This is a genomic window from Natronomonas sp. (assembly GCF_046710025.1).
GTDB lineage: Archaea > Halobacteriota > Halobacteria > Halobacteriales > Haloarculaceae > Natronomonas.
In genome coordinates, this window is sequence record NZ_JBKEGK010000059.1 from 1 (window position 1) to 12,701 (window position 12,701).

General features: G+C 61.2%; 8 protein-coding genes and 2 pseudogenes. 7 read left to right on the forward strand and 3 right to left on the reverse strand.

The features are described from left to right. Nucleotides 1–416: 416 nt before the first annotated feature. Nucleotides 417–2,333 (reverse strand): bacterio-opsin activator domain-containing protein, encoded by a 1,917-nt coding sequence (locus tag ACI944_RS05955; RefSeq protein WP_411718146.1) that lies wholly within the window; start codon nucleotides 2,331–2,333, stop codon nucleotides 417–419. 242 nt (nucleotides 2,334–2,575) lie between these two features. On the opposite strand from ACI944_RS05955, the gene ACI944_RS05960 reads away from it, so the two are divergent. From ACI944_RS05960 to ACI944_RS05980, 5 genes are read left to right on the forward strand one after another with little or no spacing between them, the layout of a single operon-like run. After that, nucleotides 2,576–3,598, forward strand: coding sequence for a 4Fe-4S dicluster domain-containing protein (locus ACI944_RS05960; protein ID WP_411718147.1), 1,023 nt, complete (start codon nucleotides 2,576–2,578; stop codon nucleotides 3,596–3,598). A gap of 2 nt (nucleotides 3,599–3,600) precedes the next feature. Continuing rightward, nucleotides 3,601–4,875, forward strand: a complete 1,275-nt coding sequence (nrfD, locus tag ACI944_RS05965) for an NrfD/PsrC family molybdoenzyme membrane anchor subunit (RefSeq protein ID WP_411718148.1) — start codon at nucleotides 3,601–3,603, stop codon at nucleotides 4,873–4,875. Further along, complete coding sequence (locus tag ACI944_RS05970) at nucleotides 4,872–8,129, forward strand: molybdopterin-dependent oxidoreductase (RefSeq protein WP_411718149.1); 3,258 nt, start codon at nucleotides 4,872–4,874, stop codon at nucleotides 8,127–8,129. The genes nrfD and ACI944_RS05970 overlap by 4 nt, the downstream gene beginning before the upstream one ends. Nucleotides 8,130–8,134: 5 nt before the next feature. Continuing rightward, complete coding sequence (locus ACI944_RS05975; RefSeq protein ID WP_411718150.1) at nucleotides 8,135–8,875, forward strand: molecular chaperone; 741 nt, start codon at nucleotides 8,135–8,137, stop codon at nucleotides 8,873–8,875. Beyond that, entirely contained in the window at nucleotides 8,872–9,948 is a 1,077-nt protein-coding gene (locus tag ACI944_RS05980; RefSeq protein WP_411718151.1) for an Mrp/NBP35 family ATP-binding protein, read from the forward strand. Before ACI944_RS05975 ends, ACI944_RS05980 begins: the two co-directional genes overlap by 4 nt. Here ACI944_RS05980 and ACI944_RS05985 read toward each other — a convergent pair. Both ACI944_RS05985 and ACI944_RS05990 read right to left on the reverse strand, forming a co-directional pair. Continuing rightward, a pseudogene (locus ACI944_RS05985) lies at nucleotides 9,947–10,186 on the reverse strand (helix-turn-helix domain-containing protein); the annotation flags it as partial. The gene ACI944_RS05980 and the pseudogene ACI944_RS05985 sit on opposite strands and share 2 nt — an antisense overlap. A 70-nt stretch (nucleotides 10,187–10,256) precedes the next feature. Continuing rightward, nucleotides 10,257–10,796, reverse strand: coding sequence for a ferritin-like domain-containing protein (locus ACI944_RS05990; RefSeq protein WP_411718153.1), 540 nt, complete (start codon nucleotides 10,794–10,796; stop codon nucleotides 10,257–10,259). Between the two features lie 224 nt (nucleotides 10,797–11,020). On the opposite strand from ACI944_RS05990, the gene ACI944_RS05995 reads away from it, so the two are divergent. Together ACI944_RS05995 and ACI944_RS06000 are read left to right on the forward strand one after the other, a co-directional pair. Next, nucleotides 11,021–11,740 (forward strand): helix-turn-helix domain-containing protein, encoded by a 720-nt coding sequence (locus ACI944_RS05995; protein WP_411718152.1) that lies wholly within the window; start codon nucleotides 11,021–11,023, stop codon nucleotides 11,738–11,740. Nucleotides 11,741–12,566: 826 nt separating this feature from the next. Further along, nucleotides 12,567–12,701 (forward strand): annotated as a pseudogene (locus ACI944_RS06000) (ISH3 family transposase); the annotation flags it as partial.

The following is a 12,701-nucleotide window of genomic DNA, read 5'->3' on the forward strand; positions in this document are numbered from 1 at the left end:
GCGGTGAGAACGCTGCCAATACCCAAGATGATGATAGCCGTTGCTAATGCGCGACGACCTAACTGTGAAGGCACCTGCAGCAGTGAATAGCTGAACCAACATAGCCAGCCCCCAACAAAGAGTCCGACAATCAGGGATCCGTCTACGACGGATATCATGTATAGTTGATACTATCAGAACACAGTATCATTATAAGTGACGCTATCATATCATCTGATGAGGATCTTAACAAACTTGGCGAAACAACCATCGAATAAGTGATATTGACATCATTTGTTGTGCAAAACGTAGGCGTTGTAGTCAGCAATCGGACAGTCCCGACCGAATCGGGATGATCTCCGCTGACGATAGCCAGCGGAAGCATCGCCTTTCAGTGCGGGGAAAAAGTACAGACAGACCGTCCAATCCGCCGGAGCTCAGGCTCGCTCCGGCTGGTTGGTGGTTGTCTGGCCGAACAGGGCCGCGAAGAGTTTGCGTTCGGCTGCCCGCAGGTGCTGTGTGAAGGTCGTTTGTGAGATGTCCATCATTTCGGCGACCTCCTCACCGCTGTGATCCCGCGGCCATTCGAAGTAGCCTGCAAAGTAGGCGGTCCGTGCGGCCTCCTGTTGGCGGTCAGTTAGGTTGTCCTCCAGCTCTGCTCGGAAGGCGGCCTCGGTCTGGATCGTACGCTCGCGTTCCCGCTGGGCGACCAGTCGTAGATCGGTATAGGCCGACTGAAGAACGTTAACGATCGTCCGGATGTCGTTGGAGCTGGCGACTCCCGCGACGAGCCGACCTTGGGTACCGGTAATCGACAGTGAATCGATCGAGGCCCCGTACTGGGAGAGCATGTCAACGATCGAATCCTCACCCACCTCCAGCCGGAACACGGAGCGGTCGTCGTGGGTACAGACGTGCTGGATCGACTCGATGGTGGCCGCGTCACTGGCGTGGGCCACGACGGATTCGGGGTCGGCCTCCTCGACAGCGATGTATTGGCGACGCTGGTCACCTTTGCCGGTGACGTACTCAACCGACACCGTACAGTCCAATCCTGCGGCCAGTTGAGCGACCGGCTCGTCGATATCGGTCAGTTGGAATTCGAGTTCGGTCACACTGTCGGAAGCCAGCGTCTGTTTGCTCTCGACAGCGCTAATCGCGTCGGCGACCGTCTGGCCGAGCTCGGCGAAGATTTCCCGGCCCATCTGCTCGACGGTGCTCAACTCCGTTGTCTCGATGACTAGTACACCGTAGTCCGCACCACGATAGGCCAGCGGTACCACGATGGCGTTGACCGTGCTGCCGTCGGCTTCGACAGTCGTCACGACCGGTTTGGTATCGTCGAGGGCCGTCTCGAAGGGCGTCTGGGAGTCGCTACAGAGCGTCTCAATGCGGGCCTCAAGGCTGGTTGCGTCGGTGCCGGCCCACGAACGGGGGGTAACCGTCCTGTCGACGAGTCCCCGAGCGCCGATCCACGCCGCCGCGATATGGCCAACGCCGGCAAGCTGCTCGCAAACGGCGTGTTCGATCTCCTCGCGGGCCGAGGCTGACACGAGTTCACGGTTGATGTCCCGGAGCATCTCGTTGGTAGCGTTCAGCATTGCCAGCCGTTCGTTTTGTTCGGCGATGTGGAGTTCGCGTTCCTTCCGCTCGGTGATGTCCCGCTCGACGGCGACGTATCGTTTGACGGCTCCGTCGTCATCGGTGATCGGTGCGATCGTAGCGTCGACCCAGCAGCGTTCTCCGGATTTCCGGCGGTTGGTGAGTTCGCCGTCCCAGACGGATCCGGAGGCGATCTGCGACCAGAGACCCTCGTAGAACGCTTCGTCGTGCTCGCCGGACTGCCAGAGCCGTGGGTTTTCGCCGATCACCTCATCCGGCTCGTAGCCCGTTACCGACTCAACGGCGGGGTTGGCGTACTCGATAGTGCCGCCGGTATCGGTGAGAAAGATGGCGTGGCCCGCGTGTTCTATCGCCTTTCGAAACCCACGGAGCCGTTCGTTGGCCCGCCGGAGCTCCGTTTTAACGCTTGCTTCCTCCTCGACGTACGCCGAGAGGTAATAGACAGTGAGCAGCATCAGCACGCTCACGATCAGGCCGGGAAGCTCTTCGAACCCGCTAGTGGCGGTCCGCACTGCGAGCAGTTGACGTAGGGTCATAAACGACAGCATGAGCGTCAGAAACCCAAAGCGTCGATCTCGGCTCCGCGAGAGCAACAGCAGCGAGTAGCCCGTCCCTAACAATCGGATGGCGACCGAGGCTACTAAGATCCCGTTCACGTGGTCCTCCTCAATGATCCGGACAGCCGTTGGTCCACACAGTATCCCGTCGCTCGGTTCGACCGGTACATGCACAAGGGTTGACCGTCACCCCAAATAAATAGCCGTGGTGCTGGACACGCGTCGAGCGCAGCCATCTACCGCCCGAAACCGGCGAATTGACAGCCGCCCCAAACAGTATTGCCCCCCGAGATATGGGGGGTATCGGTGGGGCAAACAGTATCGGTATAACGCTCACCACAGGTGTATCCGTACCTCTACGTGTATGATCGACCAACTGATCCGACCCCGCTGGGGGCGGCCGACGGAGTGGAACGATGAGTAGCACGGACGATGAGGCGCTTCCGGGCGTCCCGAACGTCGGCCGAAGCGATCTTGACGCGATGGTCGATGCCGAGACGACCGACCCGCGCGAGGAACTCGCCGAGGTTGAGGCCGACACCGATCTCGGAATCGAGATGGCCGAAGACGCAAAGCGCGTCGCACACGGTGAGCTTTCGGGCGACGAGTATTGGGCCAAACACGACGCGGCCGCCGCCGCCGAGTTCGGTGACGCCTACCGCGAGACGCCGAACCCGGCGGTGGATGCAAGTGACCAGACCGTCTCGGCGGCTGCCGCCGAATCGATGCAGTGCACGGTCGGCTCAATGGACGCAGTGGCAGCCGAATCCGCCCGAACCGACGAGGATGGTGGTATCGGCGCGGGCGACGAGAAGTGGGGGATGGTGATCGATCTGCAGAAGTGTGTCGGCTGTGACTCCTGTACGGTCGCCTGCAAGGCCGAAAACCGAACGCCGTCGGGGGTTTCGTACAACGTCGTGATGGAGGAAGAACACGGCGAGTTCCCCAACACGACCCGGACGAACGTCCCGAAGCCCTGTATGCAGTGTGAGAACCCGCCGTGCGTGCAGGTGTGTCCGGTGTCGGCGACCTACAAGATGGATGACGGCGTGGTCAACATCGACTACGACCGGTGTATCGGTTGCCGGTACTGCATGATCGCCTGCCCGTACGGCGCGCGGTACTTCGACTTCGGCGAGAACTACGACGACGAAGTCGACGAGGCCGGCGAAATCACCAGCCCCGAGTACGGCGTCGACCGTGGCAAGCGCGAGGACGGCAAGTCGCCGATCGGTAACGTCCGAAAGTGTAGTTTCTGTACCCACCGGCTTGAACGCGGCGAGGAGCCGGCGTGCGTGGAGACGTGTATCGGTGACGCCCGCAACATGGGCGATCTCGACGACCCAGACAGCGAGGTCGCCGCGATGGCCGACTCGAACCGGGCGTTCCAACTGAAAGAAGACGAGGGGACCGACCCCAACGTCTACTACCTCGAATAACCATGGCCACCGAATCAACACTCTTCGAGTTCGAGTTCGACCCCGGCTTCCGGAGCAGTCGGCTCCGGATCGCGTGGTACGGGTTCATCGGCGTGCTGCTGGCGGGCGGTGCGGTCGCGGTCTACATCCGGCTCACGAACGGGATGAGGAGCACTAATCTCACGAGCATTGTGCCGTGGGGATCGTGGGTCGCCTTCTACATCTACTTTGTCGGCCTCTCGGCGGGAGCGTTCCTCGTGAGTACGATGGCAAACGTCTTCGAGGTTGAGGGGATGCATCGGATCGACCGCGACGCACTGTTTGCGGCGATCATCAGCATGGTCGTTGCCCTACTGTTCGTCTGGATCGACCTCGGTCGGATGGACCGGATGTACTTCCCGTTCATCTGGCGACAGCTCACTTCGGCGCTCTCCTGGGAGGTCCACGCCTACGTGGCCTACATCGGCATCTTGGTCACGGAACTGTACTTCTCGATGCGGATCGACCTCGCTCGGATCGCGGAGCGGGCATCAGGGCTCCGCGAGACGTTCTACGCGGCACTGACGCTGGGCCGCGACGACACCAGCGAGGCCTCACGGGCCTTCGACCAGCGCTGGCTCAAGCGGGCCGGCATCGTTGGCATTCCGCTGGCGATCTTCACGGTCCACGGCGGCACCGGCGTGCTGTTCGCCGTCTCGAAGGCCCGCCCCTACTGGAACAGTGGGCTGTTCCCGGTGATCTTCGTCATCTCGGCGCTTCTCAGCGGGACGGCGCTGGTGATGATGATCTATGTGCTCCGGACCAGACTGTTCGACGGCGAGTCGGTCGACCCGGATCTGCTCGACCGGCTGGCCCAGTTGCTGATCGGCTTCATCATTGTTGACGCCGCGCTGACCGCCATCGAGGCGTTCATCCCGATTGCCAGTCTCCACCCCCACGAAATCGAGACCTGGCAGGTGATTATGTTCGGCCCGATGTCGTGGTCGTTCTGGTGGTTCATGATCGGCCTCAGCTGGGTGTTCCCGATGGTGCTGCTGAGCAAGCAATCGTGGCGACGCACGCCGTCGGTGATGGTGCTGGCCGGATTGAGCGTCGTCGTCGGGATCATTGCGGTGCGGTTCAACATCGTCATCCCGGCACAGATTCTGCCGGTGATAGAAGGCCTTCCCCACGGCTCCTATTTCCCGACGCTCGTCGAGTGGGGATCGAGTATCGGCATCATGGCTGTCGGGCTGCTGCTGTACACGTTGGGAGCGGAGACGCTGCCACTGACACCACTCGGCGGTGATCACGAATGAGTACTGACGACACAGGCGACGACGGCGCGTCGGTTTCGCGCCGCGACTTCGTCAAGGCGGCAGGGAGTATCGGCGCGATCGCAGGTCTTAGCAGTGTGACCGTAAACACTGATCTGGGCGACCTGTGGACTGACGACGAACACCACTACGTCGGCGACGAGTACGGCGAGTACGACGCGAGTGACGTGATCCACACCACCTGCGGGCAGTGTAACACCTTCTGCCCGGTGAAGGTGCGGCTCGCAGATCAAAGCGGCACCGGCGAGTACAGCTCGCTGATCCGCAAGCTGGCGGGGAACCCCTACTCGTTCCTCACCACCCAGCCGTTCGGCCAGGTGCCCTACGACAGCGACCCTGAAGACGTCGCCATGGGCGATTTGGAAGGTACGGGCGACGTCGACGGCGACCGGTGGTCGCTGTCGGGCGGCCGCATCTGCCTGAAGGGGCAGGCGGGCATCCAGACGGCCTTCGACAGCTACCGAGTCCGCAAACCGATGAAGCGCGTCGGCCCCCGCGGCTCGGGCGAGTGGGAGACCATCCCGTGGGGCCAGGCCATCGAGGAGATTGTCGACGGCGACGAGGAGCTTGGCCATCCCGGCCTGCGGGAGATGTGGGCCCACGCTTCACAAGACGAGGTAATGAGCGACTGGGAGGCCGTCCAGAACGGCGAGATGGCGAAGTCGGCATTCGACGCAAGGTGGGAGGACGAACTCATCGACACCGACCACCCCGATCTGGGGCCGAAGGCCAACCAGATCGTTGACATCGGCGGCTTCCGGCGGAACTTTATCCGCACGCGGCTCTGGAAACAGGGGCTGGGCTCGATCAACAGCTTCCACCACGCCGGGACCTGCGGCTTCTCAAGCGTGATGGGCAACGTCCGGTCGTACAACGCTCCGAAGAAACGCCAGTACCCAGATATCGACGAGGCGGAGTACGTCCTCGTGTGGGGGACGAATCCGATGGTCGCCAACAAGGGGCCGACGTGGCTCGCGCCCAAACTGACCAACGCCATCCAGGACGGCCTGCGGATGGACGTGGTCGACCCGCGGCTCTCGAAGAGCGCTGAGAAGGCCGACACGTGGGTTCCGGTCGACCCCGGTGCCGACGGCGCCCTCGCCATGGGCATGGCCCGGTGGATCATCGACCACGACCGCCACGACCTAACTTACTTGCAGAACCCCTCGGAAACGGCCGCAAGCGCCGACGACGAGCCGACGTGGAGCGACGCGACCCACCTCGTCCTCGTCGACGAGGATGGGGGTCCGAAGGCGACAGCGGCCGACCTCGGCCTCGTCGCCGACGACGCCGGGACCGCCGACGATTTTGTTGTCGTTGACGCCGAGTCGGGCGACCCACGCCCGGCCAGCGAAGTCGAAACCGCGGTACTCGAGGTTGACGTGACGGTCAATGGCACGAGCGTCGAGAGCGTCTGGAGCCAGTATCACGCCCGTGTCTTTGAGCACACCGCCGAGGAGTACGCCGAGATGGCAGGCGTCTCAGCCGATACGATCGCCGAGATCGCCGACGAGTTCACCAGCCACGGCAAGAAGGCGGCGATCATGCAGTACCGCGGCCCAGCGAAACACACCAACGGCTTCTACAACACCCGAGCCATCGCCACCCTCCAGCACCTGATCGGCAACTACGACTGGAAGGGCGGCCAGATCACCCCCTATGCGGGCTACGACACAATGTCGGGTCGCTACCGGTTGGGGAACGTGCCCGAGGCCAACGGCTCGTGGGGGATCCCGTTGACCCGTGGGGGAGTCAACTACGAGGACACCACGCTGTTCGACCGCGATGACGGCTACCCGGCGAAACGGCCGTGGTTCCCCGTTGCGCCGGCCCAGCAGACCCAGGAGATCTACGGTAGTGCCGCCGATGAGTACCCATACGGAGTGAACGCGCTGTTCATCCGGCCGTACTCGAACAACCACGTGATGTCGGTCGCCGGCGGCGACCAGATCCCGGCGATCATTCAGGACACTGACACCATCCCGCTGGTGGTCGCCTCGGACACGGTGATCGGCGAGACAAGCAAACACGCCGACTACATTCTCCCCGAGCCAACCTATCTTGAACGCTGGGAGAACTTCGGCACCTACCCGAACAAGCGGCTGGCCGACGAGAAGATCAGCCAGCCCGCCATCTCGGTCGTCCCCGACGCCCGCCCCTTCGAGGACGTGCTGATCGACATCTGGGACGAGTTGGATCTCCCCGGCGTCGGCGAGAACTCGATCCCCGACGCCGACGGCGACCTATGGCCGCTCCACCAGGCTGAGGACTTCTACCTCAAACTGGCGGCCAATGTCGCCTACTCGCGAGAGCCGGTAGCCGACGCCAGCCCCGCCGAACAGGACGTGTTCCGCGAGAGCCACGAGAAGGGGCTGGGCGACAACTTCGACGTCGCCCGCTGGAAGCAAGCAGTCACCGACGAAGAGTGGCCGAAGGTCGTCACGATCCTGAATCGCGGCGGCCGCTTCGAGGAACCGGTTGAGGACTACGCGACCGCGTTCCGGCAGCAGGGCCACGACTACGATTACGCCGGCCGACGAACCGACACGAACGCCTACGACGGCGAGCATATGCGCTACAAGCTCGGCTCACGGGTGAACTTCTACAGCGATGTCGCCTCGACCGGCAAACACTCGTTCACCGGCGAACGGTTCGACCCGTTGCCGAAGGTCGACGACGTGAAACACTACAACGGGGATGTCCAAGCCACCGTTGCCGGCGACGCCGAGCCCGACCGCCCGCTGCGGCTGATCAACTGGAAGCCCCGCACTCAGGGGATGCACCGCACCCAGAACAGCCCATGGCTGCGCGAAACACAACCTGAAAACCCGCTGTGGATCAACCCGAAAGATGCTGACGAACGCGGCATCGAGAGCGGCGATCAGATCACCATCGATGCCGGTCGGCGCACCGTCGAAGGCATGGCGAGAGTCACCGGCGGTATCCGCCCCGGCGTCGTCGGTGCGGCATGGGGCTGGGGTCGGAGCGGCGACGGCGCGGCAGACCAGACCGTCGACGGCCGGACCAAAGCGGCTGCCGAGGCGGACGGGCACACGCCGTACAAATTCGATCAACCGGTGCACGACGACGCAGGGATCGCCAAGGGTCGGGACGCCGGGTTCGCGGTCAACCACATCCAGCCGCTCGACAGCGAACTCGGCGACACCGGTCTCTCGGATCTGGTTGGGGGCAGCAACGCCCAGTACGACGCCTTCGTCGAGGTGGAGCGACAGTGAGCCCGATGTCGACTCGTGATGGCGATTCATCGGCTGGCGATTCGGACGCCCATGCGATGGCTCAAGCCCGAGGGCACGTTTATGAGCTGCTGGCGGCGATCTTCGACGGAGAGGTCGACCGTCTCGTCGCGGCACTCGACGATGGAACGTTCGCTGATCTCGCGGCGGTACTGCCATCTGGCTTGGGTACCGACGAACTCGTCGGCGAGGAACTTGACGAGCGAGCGCTGAAGGTCGGCTACGACAACTTGTTTGTCGTTCCCGGCGACCACTACGTCCCGCCGTTCGCCTCGGCTCACGTAACCGACCCCAGCGAGGAGTTCGAATCGGACTCGCCGTACCACACTGTTGGAGAAGCCGGGGAACTGTTGGGTGATCCGGCCGCCGCGATGGCCCGGCTGTACGGCGCCGCCGGGTTCAAGCAGACCCGCGGCGACGACATCCCGGACCACCTCGCGGCCTGCTTCGAGTTCATGTGCGCGCTCTGTGAGCGCGAGGCGGCTCTCCTCAACGGATCCGAGGCGGGCGACGAACTCGCCAGCGTCCGCGAACTACAGGCGTCGACACTCGCTCGGCTTGGTTGGATCGATGCCTTCGAGCAGGCCGTCGCAAGCGAGGATACCGTCGAGGGCGTCTTCGCTGTCGTGGTACGTATCGCCCGGACGTTCACTGCGTGGGACGCCCGCGAGGGTGTCGCCGCCGAGGTACCGACTGCAGAACCACACTACGGTACTGACCCACAATGACGACAGACGCCATCTCCGAATCCGACCTGCGTGATCGCCTTCGCGCCGTCGACGATCCGGAGCTCGGAGCGGATATCGTCTCCGTTGGTATCCTCAGTGATCTCGCAGTCGACGAGGGCACTGCCCGGATCAAGCTCGCCCTCGGCGCACCGCATGCGCCTGACGAGACCGCCATCGCCGACCGCATACGCGATGTCGTCAACGAGGCTGGGCTTACAGCTGAACTCTCGGCGACTGTTCCGCCGGTCGATGCGCACGAAACGAGCGTCCTACCCAGCGTCCGGAACGTGATCGTCGTCGCCTCCGGCAAGGGCGGCGTCGGAAAAAGTACGATCGCGGTCAATCTCGCGACAGGGCTATCCGATCGGGGGGCCGATGTGGGAATCTTCGATGCTGACGTCTATGGCCCGAACGTCCCCCGAATGCTGAACGCAGATGCCGATCCCGACGTGACGACCGTCGATGGAACCGACCGGATCGAACCACCGACGGCCCACGGCGTTGCGCTGATGAGCGTCGGACTGCTGGTTGACGAGGACGACCCGGTCGTTTGGCGCGGCCCGGTCGCTCAGAACACGCTGACAAACCTGTTTGAAGACGTCTCTTGGGGCGGCCTCGACTACCTGATCGTTGACCTACCGCCGGGGACCGGCGATGTGCAGATGACCGTCCTCCAGAACCTCCCTGTCACTGGGGCAGTCATCGTCACCACGCCACAGTCGGTAGCGGTCGACGACACCCGTCGTGGCGTCGAGATGTTCGCCGAGTACGGGACGAACGTGTTGGGCGTTGTCGAGAACATGAGTGGGTTCGTCTGTCCCGACTGTGGCGGCCACCACGATGTCTTTGGTGATGACGGCGGTCGGTCGCTAGCCGAGGCTGTGGACGTGCCCTACCTCGGCTCGCTCCCGTTGGACCCGACGGTCCGGGCCGGTGGCGACGACGGCGAGCCGATCGTCCGTCGTGAGAGCAACGACACCGCCACCGCCTTCGAAACTCTTGCCGAGACAGTCGCGAATAAGATCGGTGCGCTCCGCCGACACCACCGACAGCAGACTACCACCTCAGGGTGAACCGCGTGACGGTTCGTTGGAGAGCCTCTGAGTTGATCTCCGAGAACACAGGGAACTTCTCTTTCCAGTCAGGGAGTCGCTAGTGGTGTTTGTGCGCGGAGCCGATGTTGTCGGCGTCCACGTGTTCGTACTCGTACAGGGTGTAGTTGTACGCTTGGCGATGAACGTCAAGATGGTGTTCCAGTTCAGCCGCTACCTTTTGTGTCGGGTAGGCGTGGTAGCGGTGACTGTATTCCATCGCTGTCTGTTGAGTAGCGATATGTCTACGTAATGGTTTGTATCAGCGCGTGTCGGCTTCATCCCCGAAGTCAAGCCTCGGGGTATTCGCCTTGGATTTTGATAAACCACGCTTCGTGGTCCATTCCCTCGTTGAGAATCCGCTGTGCCATGTCGTAGGTGCGCGGATCGGCGCCACGGGTCATATCGCAGATTTCGCTCCACGTACGGATCGCACAGCGCTCCGCCTCAAGCAGCACCTCGAGGATATCCTCGACTTCGAGCGGGCTGGTATCGAGGCAACCGTCGTCGTCTATCGGGGTTGGGACCTCCGCGTCGGGACAGGACGCACGATCCGCGATGTCACGGACATCATTCGGAAGCGACCCCTCTAATTCGTAAATCCGAGGGACGACCAACTCGGAGTGGGCTCGGTCCTTGAGCCGCGCGTCCTCGGTGATCTCCTTGTAATCCTCCTCTCCGGCGAGATGCATCCGGAGGTTCGTATAGTAGTACGTCGTGAATTCGGCCCCGGCCGCGTCGACACGTTTTTGTCTGAGTTCCTCGGGGTCACAGCCGCGTTCACGGAGGCCCTCCGCAGCGACTCGTTGGCTCGTATCCCCCGGTTCAATACTGCCAGAGGCGTGTTACTTTTGATCACTCATGCTCTGTCGCCACTCGTGTTTGAGGCGGGATCGATGCTAGAAGTTAGTTTGATTATACACAACTTTCGGTCATAGACGTATGCTCAAAACTCGCACTACTCCGTGGAGATGATGCGTATTGTTATACCGGGCAGTTGGCCTTAGTTTATACTAACCCACCCGCTAACTACGCCGCGTGAGATAACACGATAATGCAGGAATTTGAATTCAGTATTCGGTTCGACGAGGGGGCGGATCCCCTGATGGACATCTTTCGGGAACACCAGTCGCTCTCGGCGCGGTCGTCGTGGTGTTTCGTGACGGACTCGTCGATGTGGCGGATCGATCAAATAACTGGCTCGACGGAGGCGCTTCAGCGGCTCGACTCGCAGTATCTCGATCGCTCACAGTGTAACGAGTGTCTCGATACGCCGAACTGTCAAACGCATCGGGAGTACTATGTCCTCGACAGTACCAAAACAACGCGAACGATCTACACGTACCGGACGGAGGTACAAGATTGCCACTCGATCCCGTACGTCGTCATCGATCACGTCGGCGAAGGTTGTATATTCGAGGCCCGTCGGATCGACAACGAGTACCGCTGGCGTGTCCTCCACCCGAGCGAACAGGCGATCGGAGAGCTGTACGACGCTATCGAAGGGTCGCTCCGGTCCGGACTTTCGCTCGATCTTTCCCGTCTACAATCGTCGGTCGGATGGGACGCGACGGCCCGTGCCGCAGCCCAGCTTTCGGTGGGCCACTGGGAAACGCTCGAAGCGGCGTTCAGTCAAGGATATTACGACCGCCCTCGAGAAGTGACCGTCGAAGACATCGCCGACGGACTCGATACACCGTCCTCAACTGTTCAGTACCGGCTCCGAACGGCTGAGGATCTAATCATATCCACGTTCATGGAAGATTCGATATAGATCCTGCGAGCTACGAGAGCCATATATGACAGATAGGCAAGAACCGTGATCTGGTAGAAAACAGGCTTAGTGTAGCTTCAGCCATTGTCTCACTAGTCTTCGGCGATCGGGACTGGATAGAGTCCCCGTAGCTTGACACGTGCATCATCAGTTATGAATTGCCAGTCGATGAGTCGTTTTGTTGCGTTGCGATCAGTCTGCCACGCAGCGACCTCTGAACAGAGTGTCGCTGCGTGGTAGATTCGCCGATTGAGACATTGGCGCTTGCCTAGAGATACGCGCTCGGAGAGCTTAAGCTAGTGACTCAGCAGCTGAGCTAGTGAGTCCAAATCTGAAGCTACACTTAGAGTCCGTCTGAGAAAGTGACTTTGACAACTTAACACCGTTAGAATCGAGTAAGGAGGTGTAACAGAAATCTCCGGACAACAGCTGCGCCTTTTATACAGGCACCTCAGAAATGACGATCAATTGATATCAAACTGCGTCGCCGGTCCATCTTGCTTATTTTGAAACTCTTCAGCGGCATAGGTGCTTTCAGCCGACTGTGTGTTCGTAATTGAATATATACCATCTTTTGAACGAGTTCTACCGTACGGTCGTTGTTTGATGATGTTATCTGAGAGATAACCGTACGGAAAGTCAAATACCACGTTTAGAGCTTCCGACAGGTGTGTTATTGATTCTAGTTTCATTATCAGCGTATTAGGCTCGTATAACAGCCGATATCCGAAGCCACCGATACTCGGTACTTCCCAAGCAGCGTAATCAGCCGAATTGAATCGCCGAATTGACCACGTGAAAGTGTCTGGATCTGGATGTGTTCACGATCCGATGGGCGGTCGTCGCCCGCCCACGCCGGGGCGGGCGCGACCTACCCGATGAGTTCACGTTCAAGACGTTCTGTGACTGGATTCGTCACGAGCTTGAAGAGGAGTTACGCCGGCGGTGGAAGATCAAAGCG